Here is a 17,334-nt window from a genome sequence, read left to right on the forward strand (position 1 = left end):
TAGCATCTTCGAGAGTTTGCTTGCGAATAGCCGCCAAATCATCAAGTACAGGGCTGCCCAAAGGCGGAGCCGTAATCCGAATACCCAGATTTCGACAATAGGCGCGATTGCTGCGAGTGCGGTAGATCTGGTCAACGTAAACCGCTTCAGGATAATGTCCAAAGCGAGATTTAAACCATTCTACTTGCTGCGGCAAATCCCCCGATTCATTGAAGTTATGCCAACTGAGATGGTCAAGAAATGCATGACCATCCACACAACTAACCGAGAGTTTAGCGCCAAACTCTACGGGTGTTCCTGACTTACCTCTGACAATCGGACGTACATGAGGTTGAGTAATACTGACGATGCGGTCGTCTATGCGATGACAACCTTGCTCGTACATCAATTGTTGTTGCCGATATACTTCACTAACGACCAGCAAGTTCCGATAGAGATTCTTCTTCAATTCCGATAGCTTTGCCCCTGCGGCAATTAGAGTATCAATATGGGCAAGATTGCGACGGACATATCCCAACTGTTGGCGTAATGCTTTGCGAATCTTTTTAGAATTGGGTTTGCGTTGTTTTGCAATTTGTAGATAAGCTGTCCTCGCTTCACGGCGATAGGTGCGTGGTTTCTTCGGTAATTGTTCTTTCACTTGTTTGTAAAGAGCATCTATCACAATTTCCGTTTGTTCCCTTGCTTCGTTCAACAGTTTGATGTCAGTGGGATAACGGATGTCAGATGGCGCGACTGTTGCATCTAGCAGCAATTTTCCTTGGTTTGCTGGTTCTGTTTCTTTCTGTTCCTTTTCTACATTCTTTTCTTCTAACTTCTCTTCTTTCTTTTGCTGCTTTTCTTCTATCTCTTTTTGTCCCGATTCTTTGGAAGGCTTCACAATCCGTTCGTTGATTCCGCAAACGATCTCTAGATTCAATCGTTTGCGGAAATGTACCATCATGCTTGCTTCAAATGGTGCTTTGTCGCTGTACTCTGATAAGCCTAGGAAGTATTGTAAATATGGGTTCTCGCGAATCTGTTCCACTGTCTCTTCGTCGCTTGTTCCTAGCTTCTCTTTGATTATCAGTGCCCCAAGTGCCATCCGAAATGGCTTTGCTGGCGCTCCTTGTCCTTCGCTAAATTGTTCTGCATATTCACTTTCAAATTGTTCCCACGGTACTAGTTCCGCTAATCTTACCCATCGATTTTCTCCTGACAATTTCCCACCAAATGGTAAGTAGAAATTCTCGAATGATAGCTGTCCCGTGGGAGATTGTCGGTACATGAAATTTTATTTGTGCAAGGGTTTTACTTGCTTTTCCTGCTTTTTCTTGCATTTTATCAGTTTTCGATCTCCTTGGAAACCATTGCTTGTATGCTTTTCTTGCTTTTTCAGTAAGCCCTAAGTAGTTAAAACGAGATGAGGCGATCGCAGTAATTTTGTCATGATTGCGCCTGTGGTCAATTCCAAAGCAGAGGGACTGCGATCGCAATTTTTTATTTACTCGCATACATGCGATCGCCTAACTAATCAGCCAAAATTTAATCGTCATGCTAATTTAGATTAATAAATGTCTCAAGATTTTGCTCGATACTAAGAGGATTCAAATCATGACGATTTTAGAAAAGGCTGTGAGTACGATGCAGCAGTTGCCAATTGAGAAGCAGCAAGAAATCTTAAGTTTCATTGAGTTTATTGCTTTTAAGATGGGCGATCGCCAAATTAAAAAAGTGGCTCAAATTCCATTAGTAGATGATAAGCCTGTTGTATCTTGCTATGACCTTACAAAAAAATGGATTGGTATTGCTGATGATTTACCTGACGATCTGTCTGTGAATCAGAAGTATATGGAGGGTTATGGAGCGTGATTGAGCAGCGTGTGATTTTGGATACGAGTGTGTTGGTTTCCTTATTTCGCAAAAGCGATCGCAATCATCTTTGGGCTGTCGGGCAATGGGCGCAAGTCAATCCACCTGCACTAACTTGTGATGCGGTGATTTCTGAAACTTGTTTTTTTCTGAAAAGGGGATATTTGATTGAGGCTGTTTTTGAGATGATCGAGGTGGGGGCGATCGCGATCGCATTCAATCTGCAAGAGGAGGCGAGTAATGTGCGGGTGCTGATGAATCGTTATGAGTCTGTGCCGATGTCGTTTGCGGATGCTTGTTTGGTGAGGATGGCTGAGCAAAGCGGCGTAGCAACTTTAGCGTTGATGAAATTCTTGTGAATTTTTGCTCCAGGTGTATAAGTTGTTTTTTTACCATTTATCTCTACAGCTAAAGTACCTCCACAACAAGTTTTTGTGGCTTTCCCTTTTGCTGGAAGGCTATGCAAATGATCGGATACATCTGTTAAATCAGTCTGTGAGCAGCTTCTAGATAACTGTGTACATAAAATATGCACATTGGGAATAGTTTTAATTACTGTATCTACTATTTCTTTAAATGGATGACCATAATGCCCTCTCCCATTTGAAAATATTACTAGTTTTGGTTTTACTAAGTTACATAACCTTTCTGTAAACTCACTTCCATTATTCTTTCTGCTTGGGTTGCCTCCATGATGCGGAAAAATGAGAATATCAGCCTCCAAATTAGTATTTTCTTGCAGAAGATTATGTAATCCAACCTCATCTAGATCACCAGCAGCTATAGCCACTCTATGTTCATTATGAGAAAATGCCACTACAGCAGACATAGAATTAGAATTTAATCGATTTCCAGAATTATCTACAGAACCTGCGCCACCTTTTAAGGCTAATACAGAATTTGGAGCTAAAACTGTAATTTCTACATCGCCAGTTTGAAGCAAGTCTGTCGTTGAAGTTGTTAATTGAGCAAAAATCTTTAATCCGTATCTTTCTTTAGCATCACTCAACGAACTTAGAAGATCTTCCCATGCTTTGGTTTTTCTATTAAATTCTGAATTTATGTGAACATTTTGAACTATTACCTGTTTACTACGTAATAAAGTAGAAATGCCACCAATGTGATCTTCATCAGCATGAGAAATTAGTAGATGAGAAATCTCTTGTATTTTAAGTTCTTCAATAGTCTCAATTAATGTCGTTCCTGAAGGGCAGTCAATTACTATTGTCCCTTCAGTATTTCTTAATAGTGTACAATTTCCTTGCCCTACATCTAAAATCAACAAATCAGGTGGTAAGGTCATCTATATCAATACCTCTTGGATCAGGCGCTATTTCAAAGTTTTTCAGATAGATTTGATCGTATGTTTCAGCACCAATGTTGACATCAGCAAACAGACGATCACCTATTCTTAGATGTTCTTGCAAATATTCTGGGATAATCGATTTAGGGAAACGAACAACTGTGTCATAGTTCCAACTTGGAATAACTGCATCAACAACAGATTCTCCATCTTCATTACTCATTGACTCAATTCTGACTAGGGTATTATAAGACTTCCTTGATGAAGAAAAAGCTCCGTTAATTTCAGAAAGACAGTATTCAATTCCTCTAACCACTTCGCTATCACTTATATGTTCTCTCTTAATTAGAACAGGTATTTTATCTCTAAATTTCCGAATAGAAACATTGAAGTCCGTGGAGAAATCCTGAGCTATTAGAATAGAGGGTATACCTCTGTCATAGAGTATAGAAACTAGTTCCGAACCATAGAATTCAGCAAAATTATAGGTTTGGAGTCGTAGATCACAGATGACACCATATACATTTTTTGAAGCAATGTAAGAAGCAAGCTTGTTAACATCAGAATAGTATTCATCACTTCTATCGATTGGTACAGGCTCAAAGCCTTTCATATCCTCAATCTGTAAAGATATAACCTCAAGAGCCTGTTCATCATCGTCTATGATCGCTATTTTTCTGGTACTACTCGGCAGAGGTTGTATTGAGCGCGGAAGTTCTATGGTTTGCATATTTAATTCACAATTTATATGTATTTGAGTTTCAACTGCACAATAAATTCTGCTCCGCCTAATTGACCATTAGGAATAACAGTTATTTTACCACCTAAATCTCCTACTGAGTCTTTCACAATAGTTAAACCTAAACCTGTCCCACCTGGGGTTGTACTTTTCCCTGGCAGCCATATTTCATCTAAGCCAAGCCCCTTAATGCCTGAAGCACTATCCATTACTCTAAGAAACGCAAATCCATCAGATACCTCGGTCTTAAGTATTACCTTACGTTCTCTTAGATTTGCTCCCTGTACAGCGAAAGCATTGAGAGTATTAGTTAACAAGTTAGTAACGATAGATTCTAAAAGAGCAATAGTTCCTTTTATGTAAATTTTATCGGGATATGCATGAAATTCAATTTCAATTTTAGCATTCTCGAAAAATGTTTTAAATAGTTCAATTAGGTTGTCAATGATTAAATTGACATCTACATTAATTGATTTGCGTTTGTCTTTTCTTAAAAGATAAATTGGATATTTAGCAAAATTCTCTAACGAATCCGCAATTTGATACATTTTTCCGAGAGGTTTACCAAATAATTTTTGATATGTATCATTACTTGTGATTTCCTTTATTCTCTTATCTACAACTTCAACTAATTGCCTAATCAGAGTAATCTTTTTAGAGGACTCATGAGCAAAAACTGCTGCTGTTGTTCCAGCCGTTGCTAGACTTCGATACAATTGCAAATCGTCACGTAATGTCTTTTCTTCTTGATCTTTAGCTTTTTCGTATTCCTCAACAACTTTAATAACCATGCTTTGGACAGCTGTGGGCATATTTGCAGCCGCTATAACTTGACGCACTTCTTCTTTAATTGCTATGACATCCCGTTTTGCTTCTTGTTTAGACTGCGATCTTTTACTTTCAATTATTTTTAATCTCTCACTAGCTACCCAATCTAAAGTTTTAATTGCAAAATTCCTTAAATCTAGGTAAGCATCATTTTCCATAAATCCTAATCTATCCGTCTTTTGAACTAACTGATTATCAGGGTCTTCTGTAATTACCCTACCAATAACTGTACTGGTTGATGGTCGTGCTTCTGGATTTTTAGTGCGTTGATAATTTATTTTCAACCAGTCATCATCTCTATCTCCATAGGGAGCGACTCTCAAACCCCGATAATACATGTGTACTCCACCTACTGCATTAAGCCAATCTCTAATTTCTACAAGATTACCTTTTCGACCTTTTGTATTAAAGCTTTGTGGATTTAGCTCAAATATCCACATCTCGAATTCTGCTGGCACTGCTTTAGCGCTTGTGTCAAAACTATCATCTTCTTCTTTATCTTCTTGATAAATATCTATATTGTCTATGGAGTTAATCAATTCCCTTTTCCAATCCCAAAGAGAAACTTGAGCCTTGCCATCTACATTTAAAGATGCTTTAATATGGTACTCAGCATCATCAAAAAAAGCTTCGTTGACCTGTTTTTCTAAATCATCAAATCCAGACGCAATTAATTTCGGGCGAAATGATATGGCGGTACTAAAGGGATCTGCTAATAGTAATAGCTCTCTAGCAAGTCTTTTCGTTTCTTTTCTGCCAAATTTTGCCTTTAGATTGCCAACGATAATTTCAGTTCCGTGATCTTTTAGGGTTTCACTCCTGTCAACTTCCAAAATCACGTCTTCTACGAAATCAACTCGATCAAAATCCTCCCAATTAATTCCCAACGAGTACTCTACGTTAGGTTGATCTTTGGGTCTAGTAAATATTTTTACTTGCGTACCTTGTCTAAGTGCGGCAAGCCTTCCTAGTCCTTTGTCACCTACGGGTATTCTCTTTAAACGAGTAAGACTGCGAGATGCTTTTTTTGACTTGCCAAGCACCAACCAACTATCTCTAAGTGCTTCTATATCCATGCCATCGCCGTTGTCAGAGATAGTGACCGAGCCGCCAGATGCTTCAGTATTGTTGAGAATTACTTCACATATTGTCGCATCAGCATCATAAGAGTTTTTGACTAGTTCTAAAATACCTTGATCGGGATTTGGAACTAGCTCTTCTCCTAATCGACTTAAAATACTGGGCGAAAATTTAAAGTGCATATCACAAAAAATATCTTTGAAGCTATTATATTCTATTTCTAAGGCTTGGCTGATACAGAAATACTCCAGTTATTCCTAGACTTTATTGGATTAATGTGGGAATAGGGAAAGTAGCACCTTGCTGATAAGCGTCAAAATGTAGCTTGAAATATTGCCACGAAGTCATTTCCTCACCTTCAATCTTTTCAGATGGTGCATCTTTAAACATCGGCACACGAGTTTCGATTTCTTTTTTGAGAATCGCTGGTAGCTCATTAAAATCTTTGACTTTTTTACCAGAGGCACTGTAAATCAGATTGCCTTCGCGCTGTCCCATTTTCATCCAAGGCAGCCATGGTCCCACCCGATTCCAAGATAAAACTAATTTCGAGACAGTTGTGGCTTTAGGGTCTTCAAGATCGGCAATGGGAACCGCGAGCTTAAATAATTCTACGGAGTTGTACATTGGGCGATCGCAATATTCCGCGAACTTAGGATCATCAGCCAGAGGATTAGGATAGTGACCAAATAAATCGAAAATAAAAGTTGCCGTATCGCCCTCCACCTCGGCGGGAATATTGCGGCGAAATGTACCTTGAATAGGGCTATTCGCCACATGCACTACAGGCAACATCTCACCAGTCCAAGGATTTTGCCAATGACGGATCATTTCGCCAGTTTCAGGATCGAGATATAGCAGCACTTCGCGAGAGGTAAAGTCCCAAGCCCCATCCCCCTTATCGATACATCGCCCCACACTCATACCGACAATTTGGAACAGTTTGCGCTTTGGCTCATTTGGCATAAATGAATAGAGATAACCACTCCAAGCCAAAAATGACGGTGTGCCATCAGTTGTACATCTGGTTTTGACGAACTGCGTAGCCGAAAATTCCCTCGTTTCTGCAAACATTGATTTTCTCGCTATTCTAAAGTTTTTGATCACTTATCCCTAATTTTCATTGTACAAAATTTATGTAAATTAAATAGTTTATAAGGCTAACTCTTTACTTAGAGAAAGCAAAATGCTGCTTAATGACATCAATTCTTGGCTTCCAATTTAAAGAAGCATCTCAATTCATTGTCTAGTGAGTTGTAATCAGATTATCTTCTGCCAGAGATGACTCACCTCAAGGATCAGTGTTGCAGCCCATACAAAGATACTGATGCCAGCCGCTGCTGCTGCAATATCCTTAATAATACCAATTTGCATATCCTTTCGGGGTTGAACAAAATCACACAAAATTTCGATCGCGCTATTTAATAACTCTGCAACTAGCATCATTCCTGTAGCTAGTAAAATCAAAGTAAAATCAATCCATTGCTGAAGAATAAACGACAAGATAAAGACAGGAACTGATAAAACAAGTTTATAAGCAACACTAAAATCAGAGACTGCAAAATGAAGTCCTGAAAATATGACTTTTAATTTTTTTATAGGATCATATTTAGATTTGGGTAGCTTATGCATAAATTTATAGATAAGGAAGCTAGAGGCAGTCACCCATATCTTAGTATTTAAATGATAATTAACCCTACTTGGTAATAACTATTAAACCGACTGAAACTATTCTTCAGACTGGGCTTCAATTATCTTGTCTTAAAATGCTATCACCATTTCTCAGACTAACTTCCGAAATGAGAAAAGATGAAATGCTGCTTGATTACGTCAAATTTGGTGCATTCCCAATAGTCAATATGGGAAATAATTAATTCACCTTTATCATCAAGGGTGAGATCACTCCAGCCAGTAACTGCAATTCTCGGCTTCCAAGGTAAAGGCGCATCCCAACTCATTGTCCAGCGAGTTTTGATCAGATTATCCGTACGATTAATTGCGTGGAGATCTAGCTTGAGATTTTTAAACCAAAAGGTAATAAAGCCAATCATCTTTTGATATTGCTTGATGCCGCGAAAGTTATAGACAGGATCTTTAAAATAGACATCTTCGCTATAGATGCTATAGGTCTGCGCTTCAGGAAATTTTGCGTAATCAGCTTGCACAATATCGAGAATGTTGGTCATTGATGTGGTCATTTTGCGATCGCCTCTAACGAAATTGTGGCATTGACCTTTGATGATAACCTTGAGAACGCGCAACTCTAAGAACCTCAAGAGAGATTAGAGCGCTTTACATTAGAAATTATTAATTTAGGAGAATCTTATGTGGGCTAATGCGATCGCTGCTTATTTACATTATTTGAGCTTAGGGCTTATTTTTGCGGCTTTATCTACAGAACTATTTACCCTAAAGCAAGACCTAACCAATCGTGATGGATGGCGAATTCTGATAGCCGATACTATTTATGGAATTGCAGGAATTACAGTCTTAGTAACGGGGATTTTAAGATATTTATATTTTGAAAAAGGCGCAGATTACTATTCCCATCAACCAGTTTTCTGGATGAAAATATCTGTATTTATTGCGGTTGGCTTATTTTCGCTATATCCCACAGTTTCGTTCTTGATGTGGATTAAAAACCTTCGTGCGGAAAAGCCTCCAGAAGTAAGCCCAGAGAAAGTCAAAACCTTAAGAACCATCATTCACATTGAGCTTGTTGGATTTAGTCTCATTCCTCTCCTTGCTTCCATGATGGCAAGAGGAATTACGTTAGGCTTATAAAACAGAGGGGACGCTAAGCGTCCACTCTGTTTACGAAAGAGCATCCCTTAACATCGCTAACTTTTTAGGCAAAATGCGATAGTAAATCGAAGTTCCACGCCGTTCTTTGGTGAGTAACCCTGCCCCATAAAGAACCTTGAGATGATGGCTGACGGTTGGCTGTGATATACCCAAAGTTTCCACCAATTCACAGGCATAGACCTCTTTAGTGGGCTGAGCCGCAATCAAACTCAAAATTTGTAATCGCACAGGTTCGCCCAATACACGAAAGATACTCGCTAATAAAGCTGTGTCCTCTGGTTGCAATCGCCCAGCCATAAGTGGCGGACAACATCTCGTTGCGATCTCATCTTCCTTGGGTTGGGCAATCATCGGTTGAGAAATTTTCATAGCTTTAATCTTGACATATCCCCATCAAAACCGCCAAAATATCGACAAATACAAATATTGATATAAATCAATACTAGGGTTATAGGTTAAATCATGGCAGTGCGAGTTGGTATTAACGGCTTTGGCAGAATTGGAAGATTGGTTCTACGTGCTGCTTGGGGCTTTCCCGAATTAGAATTTGTGCATATTAATGAAATCAAGGGTGGCGTGGAAGCTGCCGCGCATTTACTTGAGTTTGACTCGGTACATGGACGCTGGCAACAGGATGTGCGATTAGAAGGCGATCGCATCCAAATTGATCGTAAATCCCTCAGTTTTAGTGAATATGCCAAACCCGAATTAGTTAACTGGCAAGAGTTAGGCGTAGATATTGTTCTCGAATGTTCGGGCAAATTCCGCACCCCCGAAACCCTAAATCCCTATTTCAGCAAAGGCGTAAAGAAAGTCATCGTTGCGGCTCCTGTCAAAGAAGAAGCGCTGAATATCGTGATGGGAATTAACGATTATCTTTACGATCCCGCACAGCATCATCTATTAACAGCAGCGTCTTGCACTACTAACTGCCTCGCGCCTGTGGTGAAAGTTATCCATGAAGGTTTAGGAATTAAGCATGGCGTAATTACCACCATTCATGACAATACGAATACGCAAACCCTCGTTGATGCACCGCACAAAGATCTGCGCCGTGCAAGGGCTTCGGCTTTGTCTCTAATTCCCACAACCACGGGATCGGCAACTGCGATCGCAATGATCTATCCCGAACTCAAGGGCAAGTTAAATGGATTAGCGGTGCGAGTACCTTTGCTGAATGCTTCGCTTACGGATTGTGTGTTTGAAGTAGAAAGAGAAACCACCATTGAGGAAGTCAATCAATTATTAAAAACTGCCGCCGAAGGTGAACTTCAAGGGATTTTGGGCTATGAAGAACGTCCCTTAGTTTCTATTGACTATAAAGACGATCCACGATCATCCATTATTGATGCCCTCTCAACAATGGTTGTGGATGGAACTCAGGTCAAGATATTGGCTTGGTATGACAACGAATGGGGTTATTCCTGCCGCATGGCGGAATTGGCGAGAAAAGTTGCGATCGCTCTCTAAAAGCAAAATTGAGTGTGCTTCGCACGCTCAATTTTGCTGCAAATATTCTTTAAGAAAACCTATGAATTCCTCTTCTGCATCTCAAGCAAACTTCAAGAACTATGTGCTTGTTACCCTCACCTACTGGGGATTCACGATTACCGATGGTGCTCTACGGCTATTGGTATTGCTGTATTTCAATAACATTGGCTATACACCTATTCAAATCGCTTCTCTGTTTCTATTCTACGAAGTCTTTGGAGTCGTTACCAACTTTTTAGGCGGATGGATTGGTTCACAATTAGGACTAAAAGTTACGCTCTATGCAGGGATAGGCTTACAGATTTTCTCCTTAGTATTGTTATCGTTTCTCAATCCTGAATGGGCACAGTGGTTCGCAGTTCTCTATGTGATGATCGCGCAGGCTTTTTCAGGAATTGCGAAAGACTTGACGAAGATGAGTACCAAAAGTGCAATTCGCCTTGTCGTGCCACAAGATGCTCAATCGGCTTTGTTTAAATGGGTAGCAATTCTTACGGGTTCCAAAAATGCCTTGAAAGGAGTTGGCTTTTTTATTGGCAGTGCATTATTGGGGCTATGTGACTTTGTAAATTCCCTTTGGATTATGGCAGGATGCTTATTTCTGCTGCTGTTCACAGGTTTATTTCTGCCCAAGGGCATGGGTAAAATCAAGGCGAAAGTCAAGTTCAAGCAACTCTTTTCTAAAAGCCCTGAAATCAATCTTCTATCAGCAGCTAGATTCTTTCTATTTGGTTCCAGAGACGTGTGGTTTGTGGTGGGATTGCCTGTATTTTTGCGAAGCGTCTTAGGCTGGTCATTTTATCAAGTTGGTGGCTTCTTAGCTTGTTGGGTAATTGGCTATGGTTTGATTCAATCCCTTGCACCGACATTGATCAAGCGCTTTGGTTCGGGACAACCACCCCGATCGCAAACCGTGCGATTTTGGACAACTTCCCTAATTGGCATTCCTGCAATTATTGCGATCGCTCTGCAATTAAATCTCACAGCAAATTTGGTAATCATCGGCGGTTTATTCGTCTTTGGTGTAGTCTTTGCCTTTAACTCATCGGTGCATTCTTACCTAGTTCTTGCCTTCACAGATGATGACAAAGTTGCTCTAAATGTCGGCTTCTACTACATGGCTAATTCAGGCGGACGCTTAGCAGGGACGGTGTTGTCGGGATTAGTTTATCAGTTTTCTGGTTTAGTGGGATGTCTCTGGGTATCAACTGCTTTAGTTCTTGCCGCCGCAATAATTACGCGCAAGTTACCCGATCCGCAGGTCAGTAAGGCGTTCGCATGGAAATCTGATGGTGAGTAGAGGCGATCAAGATAGTCATGTGTAGAAATCATAACGAAATAGCTCTTACATATTTATTGCTTCTATAATCTATATATTGATATATATCAATATATAGGGTTTGTCGGCAAGATTTTCAAGGTCGATGAGTCATGGAATTAGGAGCACGTTATGAATACGATCAAGATTGAAATTTTGGGCACGGGTTGTAAAAAGTGCCAACAGTTAGAATCTAATGCCAAACAAGCTGTGGCAAATCTGAATCTCACTGCGGAAGTTTTGCATATTACCGATCCTGTGGAAATTGCTATGCGTGGGGTGATGTCTACTCCCGCAATGACTATCAATGGCAAGGTTGTCTGTAAAGGTCAAGTAATTAGTCCCGAACAAATCCAACCGCTATTACAGAGTTAGAGAGATAAAGCTATGTTTGATCCTTTCTATCCCTTTGATTGGTTAGCGACGCAGATTGTTACAAAACTTTTGGGGTTAGAAATCGTCTCCCATTTAGGATCTAGTCTGCACTTCTTCCTCTACGATGTGCCGAAAGTTTTAACATTGCTAATTGTGATTAGCTTTATCGTTGGCACATTTCAGAGCTTTTTAGAACCAGAGAGAGTTCGTTCTTTATTAGAAGGAAAGCGTACATTTGCAGGAAATGTCATGGCGGCGATGGTCGGCATTGTCACACCGTTTTGTTCTTGTTCAGCCGTTCCCTTGTTTATTGGATTTTTAGAAGCAGGCGTTCCTTTAGGCGTGACTTTCTCCTATCTGATGGCTGCGCCCATGGTGAATGAAGTCGCGATAATTCTGCTGTGGGGACTATTTGGACTGAAAGTAACTTTGTTGTATATCGGTTTTGGTGTGGGCTTAGCGATCGCATCAGGATATATCATCGGACTGCTTAAACTCGAAAAATGGGTAGAACCATTTGTATGGGAACTGCAAAGATCCCGTCAAGGTGTAGCGATCGAAGATGAAGACAGCCTCGAACTTGCCATGACTTGGAATCAAAGATTTGAGCAGGGCAGATTTCAATCTAGCGAAATTGTGAGATCGGTTTGGCTTTATGTGGTACTTGGCATTGCGATCGGTGCAGGAATTCATGGTTACGTACCGACCGATTTTATTGTCAAATATGCAGGAGTTCATAATCCTTTAGCAGTCCCCCTTGCTGTGATCTTGGGAGTGCCACTCTATGCCAACATCGCAGGAGTGATGCCGATTACCGAAGCCTTGGTTAATAAAGGAATGCCAATGGGTACAGTGTTAGCTTTCACGATGGCAGTTACCGCGCTCTCTCTTCCTGAAATAGTAATTCTTAAAAAAGTACTGCGCCCTCAACTGTTAGCTGTATTTGTTGGGTTGATGACGATTGGTATTATCAGCATCGGTTACATTTTCAATGCATTGTTGCTGTAGCAATATTGGTTTTGATGAAAGTCAGCCATTGGCTGACTTTCATCAAAACCAATATTTATAATGAGAATTGCTGATCTATATAGAATTATCTAGCTGATTTTTGGCTACCTGTGGTAGCATCTCTTGTAAGTTCGCTTGATGGTAATGGCAAAAGTCCTTGTACTAAATGCATCCTATGAACCGCTGAACATTACAAATTGGCAGCGAGCTATTGTGTTGGTTATAAAAGGCAAGGCTGAGCAAGTAGAACATAATGGCAAGATGATCTATCCAGGGATGCCATTGCCCACCGTGATCCGAATGCTGCAATATATCAGCATTCCCTACAAAGAAATTCCGCTTACCCGTCGTAATATCCTGCACCGTGATGCTCATTCCTGTCAGTACTGTGGGCATACGGGCGATGATCTGACGCTTGATCATGTGTTGCCGCGATCGCGTGGTGGTGGTGATAGTTGGGACAATATTATTACCGCCTGTGTACGCTGCAACGTCAAAAAAGGTAACCGCACACCCAAAGAAGCTTCTATGCCATTAAAGAAGCAACCACGCCGCCCCCACAGTGGCTTGCATTTCGAGGTAACAAAATACTTGAGATCAGGAAATCATGACGAATGGCAGAAATATATTATTAATTAGTTTTATAAGTACTTGTACAAAATAAATTACCAAGCCCCGTAAAGTTGCGCCTCGCAGGGGAGCAACTTTACGGGGCTTGATTTGTAATTAATTATGCCTATCAAAACCCCAAAAAGAGAGTTTCGGCGCTAAGCGCCGAAACTCTCTTTTTGGGGTTAATAGCTATAAAAGCTTGATTAGTATGCCTTTGGGACTAGTTTTTTGCTTTTGTTTGCAGTCCAAAGCGCTGTAAACTTTAGAAAATATAAAGTTACTTAAATAACATTTTATAAATAATGACCAAAAATGTATGGATATTTCCTGGGCAAGGCTCTCAGGCAGTGGGTATGGGTTTAGACCTTGCGGAAATAGGCAAGGATAAGTTTGACAAGGCGGAGAAAGTTTTAGGTTGGTCGATTTTAGATAAATCGCAGACTGATGCCACAGAACTAGCCAAAACCGAGTTTACCCAGCCTTGCCTGTATGTGATTTCAGCCATTCTTTCTGATGTATTAAAGGCTAAAGGAGCAAAGCCTGACGCGGTGACAGGGCATAGTTTGGGTGAATATAGTGCGCTTTATTGTGCTGGTGTTGTCGATTTTGCCACAGGTTTAGAACTAGTGAAGCAGCGATCGCTCTTGATGTCTGAAGCAAGTGGTGGCGCGATGACGGCTCTACTTGGATTTGATCGGCTTCAACTAGAAGAAGCGATCGCCCAAACCGCAGATGTCATTTTGGCTAATGATAATAGCAACGATCAAGTAGTAATTTCAGGTACGGAAGCCGCAATCAAGTCGATCTGTGAACAAGTCAAGTCTAGAAAGGCTATCCCTTTGAAAGTCAGTGGAGCATTCCATTCGCCACTGATGGCTGAAGCGGCTACGCAATTTGCTATCACTTTGGGAAAGACAATTTTTAATGATGCGGAGATGCCAGTTATCTCTAATGTAGCGCCAGATGATGCTACAACATCAGGGCAAGTTATCCGCGAGCATCTTGCTCAACAAATGACTTCTCCAGTTCGTTGGCGCGAAATCTGCCTATATTTAGCATCTCAAGGCTATGAGAAAGCGATCGAAGTTGGTTCAGGCAAAGTTTTGACTGGACTCGTTAGAAAATCAGCACCAAGTCTGACCCTCGTGAATGTTAGTACATTAGAACAGGCGATCGCTTTTTAGATAATTAAAGCAATTTAGAACAAATCAAAATCCAAGAATAGATTGGCGGCGCTCCACGCCGCCAATCAGCCGCAATATAGACGGAGCGCAAAGCGCCCCGTCTATATTGCGATATCTGTCAGTAATGTCGCGATCTCCTCAGTTTCTAACGGCTTAAACAGATAATATCCCTGCCCTGCTTGACAATTATAATTTTTTAGTCGATCTAACTGCTCAGCAGTTTCTACACCTTCTGCAACTACATTTAAACCCAAATTTATTCCCAAAACAATAATCGCTTTCACGATTTCACCATCTTCTGGATTATGGTCAAGCTGATTGATAAATGATTGATCTATCTTAAGCGTATGAATTGGAAATCGATGTAAATAGCTTAACGAAGAATATCCCGTCCCAAAATCATCAATACAAGTTTGAATATTCCGTTCACTTAATTCACCTAAAATTCTTGTTGCCAAAGAAGTTTTTTCGATTAATATACTTTCAGTAATTTCTATCTTCAAATTGTGATTATTTAGATGCGTTTTTTTGAGGATATTCTCAATTTGGCTAGTCAAGTTAGGTTTAGTAAACTGTTTTGCAGATAAATTAACATTCATGGTTAGATTCATCGCGCTCGGGAACTTCTCTTGCCATGTGCGTAGACGAGTGCAAGCCTCCTGTAACACCCAAAAGTCAATTGCTACGATTAGTCCTACATCTTCCGCTATAGCAATAAATTCTGCTGGATATATCAATCCCTGCTCAGGATGTTGCCAACGGACAAGAGCTTCAAATCCCAATATTTGGCGGGATTGCAAGCAAACAATTGGCTGGTAATGCACTCGCAATTCGTTCCGCTCAATAGCTCGACGCAACTCATTTTCTATCCGTAGTTTCTTGAGAGCTTCTGTATGCATCGCAAAATTAAATATTTCATAGCGATCGCGTCCCTGTTCCTTAGCTCGATACATGGCAGTATCAGCATCCCGTAGCAGCTGGTCTGGTTGAGTATAATCAGCAGAATTTAGAGCTATTCCAATACTTGTACTAATAAATATTTCATTACCATCAAGCATGACTGGCACTTGCAAGGAATCTTTAATTCTGTGCACGACCTCAATTACATCATTAAGATGTTCGATTTCTTCAAGGAGCATCACAAATTCATCTCCACCTAGCCTTGCAACCGTATCGCCACCACGTATACAGCCGACCAAACGTTTTGCCACAATTTTTAATAACTGATCACCTGCTAAATGTCCGAGACTATCGTTGATAATCTTAAATCGATCTAAATCCAAAAAGAGAACCGCAAACAGCTCTGGGAGATCGGTTGGATTTAGATATAATCTCCGATTAGATAGCTGTAAAGCATGTTTGAGTCGATCTAGAAATAAAGCACGGTTTGGCAAGCCTGTTAAAGAGTCATGCAGAGCATCATGACGCAGTTGAGCCTCCATCTTTTTACGCTCTAATAGCTCTGATTGAGCATTTTGATAGAGATCTGACTGATGGATCGCGATCGCACATTGATCGGCGATCGCCTTAACTAGCGATAGTTCATTCTCAGACCATTTGCGATCGCGATCGCACTGATATAAGCTAATCCCACCTAAATAAGTTTGTTGATAAACAAGAGAGGTCATCAAAAGAGAATGGATACTATATTTCTCTGCTAATTCTCTTAGTTCTTCTGGCAAATCTTTGCTAACTCGATGGACTGAGATTTGCTTTCCTTGAACCAAATCATCATGGTAATGCTCATAAAAATCACAAGATAGACCAATTATTGATTCTCTATAATCAAAATTGTTTTTACTGGTATAACAAACTCGCATTCTCTTCAAAGTATCTGGCTGAAAGATCAGACAATGACTAACATGTAAAGCTTCATGTAATAGATCTATAGTTGTTTGCAGTACATCTTCTAAAACTAGAGTTTCTCTCATGGCTTGGACAATGCGATTAATAATTGTCTCTCTCCATGCTTGTTGCTCGATTTGTGCGATCGCATTTTTCTGTTGCTGACGCAATTCAAACTCTTGCAGAGCGCGTTGTAAAACACTTGGTAACCGAAATAATCGATCCTTCAATACATAATCGGTCATCCCTGCCTTGATACATTCAACTGCGGCTTCTTCCCCTAAGCTACCTGTAATTAAAATAAACGGAATATCTTGCCCTGATTGTTTTAGAAAATTAAAAGCTTGTAACCCATTAAAACTGGGCAGACGATAGTCTGACAAAACTACATCGTAAATATCATCTTGTAAATGTTTTTGGCATCCGATCGCTGTAGCCGTAATGTCATAGGTAAAATCTAAGCCTGCTGATTCTAGAGCTAATAGTGTCAGCTCTACATCGGCTTCAACATCTTCAATAATCAAAATATGCAGCGATCGCTGCTTCTCGGGCTTTTCGGCTTCTCTTAACTCTGACATCAAGTTTCTCATGGTTTACAGATGCACAGATATAGGTTTCGAGTTTTTGCTTACAGTTATTCCCATCTGTCTGAAATTAATCACTTGGGGCGTTAGTGCACTCTATTTACTAAAGTATATCTAAAAAAAATACATAAACTATAGCGACCGCCACTTTATCAGCAATTTTCACTATAAACATCGTTTTTTTAATGAGAATTACTGCCACTTTTTATACTAAAAACCCATTTAGAAACCATTTAAGAATTGTCTAGATACCCCCATCCTCTCTTAATACCAAAGCACAAAATGGCGTAGCCATTTTGTGCTTTGGTATA

19 protein-coding genes are annotated in these 17,334 nt (G+C 40.2%); 10 read left to right on the top strand and 9 right to left on the bottom strand.

Annotation, left to right across the window (positions count from 1 at the left end; all coding sequences use genetic code 11):
* On the bottom strand, positions 1 to 1,267 hold a 1,267-nt coding region (locus tag PseudUWO311_RS16445; RefSeq protein ID WP_142656333.1), incomplete at its 3' end, for an IS5 family transposase.
* A gap of 160 nt (positions 1,268 to 1,427) precedes the next feature.
* Between PseudUWO311_RS16445 and PseudUWO311_RS24650 the strand changes: the two genes are divergently transcribed.
* The 3 genes from PseudUWO311_RS24650 to PseudUWO311_RS16455 are packed head-to-tail and all read left to right on the top strand — an operon-like array spanning position 1,428 to position 2,210.
* Positions 1,428 to 1,550 carry a hypothetical protein gene (locus tag PseudUWO311_RS24650; protein ID WP_263402968.1) on the top strand — a complete coding sequence of 41 codons (123 nt, stop codon included), beginning with the start codon at positions 1,428 to 1,430 and terminating at the stop codon, positions 1,548 to 1,550.
* Positions 1,551 to 1,593: 43 nt separating this feature from the next.
* Positions 1,594 to 1,851, top strand: a complete 258-nt coding sequence (locus PseudUWO311_RS16450) for a hypothetical protein (protein ID WP_142656334.1) — start codon at positions 1,594 to 1,596, stop codon at positions 1,849 to 1,851.
* Complete coding sequence (locus tag PseudUWO311_RS16455) at positions 1,848 to 2,210, top strand: type II toxin-antitoxin system VapC family toxin (RefSeq protein ID WP_142656335.1); 363 nt, start codon at positions 1,848 to 1,850, stop codon at positions 2,208 to 2,210. The genes PseudUWO311_RS16450 and PseudUWO311_RS16455 overlap by 4 nt, the downstream gene beginning before the upstream one ends.
* Here the strand turns inward: PseudUWO311_RS16455 and PseudUWO311_RS16460 are convergent.
* The 6 genes from PseudUWO311_RS16460 to PseudUWO311_RS16485 form a co-directional block, all read right to left on the bottom strand.
* Positions 2,114 to 3,154: a ComEC/Rec2 family competence protein gene (locus tag PseudUWO311_RS16460; protein WP_142656336.1), complete on the bottom strand. Its 1,041-nt coding sequence runs from the start codon at positions 3,152 to 3,154 to the stop codon at positions 2,114 to 2,116. The genes PseudUWO311_RS16455 and PseudUWO311_RS16460 overlap by 97 nt on opposite strands.
* Positions 3,138 to 3,884 carry a hypothetical protein gene (locus tag PseudUWO311_RS16465; protein WP_142656337.1) on the bottom strand — a complete coding sequence of 249 codons (747 nt, stop codon included), beginning with the start codon at positions 3,882 to 3,884 and terminating at the stop codon, positions 3,138 to 3,140. The genes PseudUWO311_RS16460 and PseudUWO311_RS16465 overlap by 17 nt, the downstream gene beginning before the upstream one ends.
* A gap of 14 nt (positions 3,885 to 3,898) precedes the next feature.
* Positions 3,899 to 5,983 (bottom strand): ATP-binding protein, encoded by a 2,085-nt coding sequence (locus PseudUWO311_RS16470; protein WP_142656338.1) that lies wholly within the window; start codon positions 5,981 to 5,983, stop codon positions 3,899 to 3,901.
* Positions 5,984 to 6,065: 82 nt separating this feature from the next.
* Positions 6,066 to 6,875: a DUF1838 domain-containing protein gene (locus tag PseudUWO311_RS16475; protein WP_142656339.1), complete on the bottom strand. Its 810-nt coding sequence runs from the start codon at positions 6,873 to 6,875 to the stop codon at positions 6,066 to 6,068.
* A 186-nt stretch (positions 6,876 to 7,061) separates the two neighbouring features.
* The gene (locus PseudUWO311_RS16480) at positions 7,062 to 7,466 is read right to left on the bottom strand and encodes a diacylglycerol kinase (protein WP_223807613.1); all 405 of its coding nucleotides are present in this window, start codon (positions 7,464 to 7,466) and stop codon (positions 7,062 to 7,064) included.
* 122 nt (positions 7,467 to 7,588) lie between these two features.
* Positions 7,589 to 7,999, bottom strand: coding sequence for a DUF2358 domain-containing protein (locus tag PseudUWO311_RS16485; protein WP_223807614.1), 411 nt, complete (start codon positions 7,997 to 7,999; stop codon positions 7,589 to 7,591).
* Positions 8,000 to 8,126: 127 nt separating this feature from the next.
* Between PseudUWO311_RS16485 and PseudUWO311_RS16490 the strand changes: the two genes are divergently transcribed.
* Positions 8,127 to 8,585 (top strand): DUF2214 family protein, encoded by a 459-nt coding sequence (locus PseudUWO311_RS16490; RefSeq protein WP_142656340.1) that lies wholly within the window; start codon positions 8,127 to 8,129, stop codon positions 8,583 to 8,585.
* Positions 8,586 to 8,615: 30 nt separating this feature from the next.
* Here the strand turns inward: PseudUWO311_RS16490 and PseudUWO311_RS16495 are convergent, their stop codons facing one another.
* Positions 8,616 to 8,975 carry an ArsR/SmtB family transcription factor gene (locus PseudUWO311_RS16495; protein ID WP_142656341.1) on the bottom strand — a complete coding sequence of 120 codons (360 nt, stop codon included), beginning with the start codon at positions 8,973 to 8,975 and terminating at the stop codon, positions 8,616 to 8,618.
* Between the two features lie 93 nt (positions 8,976 to 9,068).
* Here PseudUWO311_RS16495 and PseudUWO311_RS16500 point away from each other — a divergent pair, with 93 nt between their 5' ends.
* The 6 genes from PseudUWO311_RS16500 (at position 9,069) to fabD (ending at position 14,594) form a co-directional block, all read left to right on the top strand.
* Entirely contained in the window at positions 9,069 to 10,076 is a 1,008-nt protein-coding gene (locus PseudUWO311_RS16500; RefSeq protein WP_142656342.1) for an ArsJ-associated glyceraldehyde-3-phosphate dehydrogenase, read from the top strand.
* A 61-nt stretch (positions 10,077 to 10,137) separates the two neighbouring features.
* Positions 10,138 to 11,397, top strand: a complete 1,260-nt coding sequence (arsJ, locus tag PseudUWO311_RS16505; RefSeq protein WP_142656343.1) for an organoarsenical effux MFS transporter ArsJ — start codon at positions 10,138 to 10,140, stop codon at positions 11,395 to 11,397.
* 150 nt (positions 11,398 to 11,547) lie between these two features.
* Entirely contained in the window at positions 11,548 to 11,790 is a 243-nt protein-coding gene (locus PseudUWO311_RS16510; RefSeq protein ID WP_142656344.1) for a thioredoxin family protein, read from the top strand.
* A 12-nt stretch (positions 11,791 to 11,802) separates the two neighbouring features.
* Positions 11,803 to 12,798, top strand: a complete 996-nt coding sequence (locus tag PseudUWO311_RS16515) for a permease (protein WP_142656345.1) — start codon at positions 11,803 to 11,805, stop codon at positions 12,796 to 12,798.
* Positions 12,799 to 12,942: 144 nt separating this feature from the next.
* The gene (locus tag PseudUWO311_RS16520; RefSeq protein WP_142656346.1) at positions 12,943 to 13,437 is read left to right on the top strand and encodes an HNH endonuclease; all 495 of its coding nucleotides are present in this window, start codon (positions 12,943 to 12,945) and stop codon (positions 13,435 to 13,437) included.
* A gap of 275 nt (positions 13,438 to 13,712) precedes the next feature.
* On the top strand, positions 13,713 to 14,594 hold the full coding sequence (fabD, locus tag PseudUWO311_RS16525) for an ACP S-malonyltransferase (RefSeq protein WP_142656347.1): 882 nt from the start codon (positions 13,713 to 13,715) through the stop codon (positions 14,592 to 14,594).
* Positions 14,595 to 14,695: 101 nt separating this feature from the next.
* Here fabD and PseudUWO311_RS16530 read toward each other — a convergent pair whose 3' ends face one another.
* Positions 14,696 to 17,017, bottom strand: a complete 2,322-nt coding sequence (locus tag PseudUWO311_RS16530) for an EAL domain-containing protein (RefSeq protein ID WP_142656348.1) — start codon at positions 17,015 to 17,017, stop codon at positions 14,696 to 14,698.
* Between the last annotated feature and the right edge of the window lie 317 nt (positions 17,018 to 17,334).

Origin of the sequence: Pseudanabaena sp. UWO311, assembly GCF_006937785.1 — a bacterium.
In the GTDB taxonomy this organism is placed as follows: Bacteria; Cyanobacteriota; Cyanobacteriia; order Pseudanabaenales; family Pseudanabaenaceae; genus Pseudanabaena.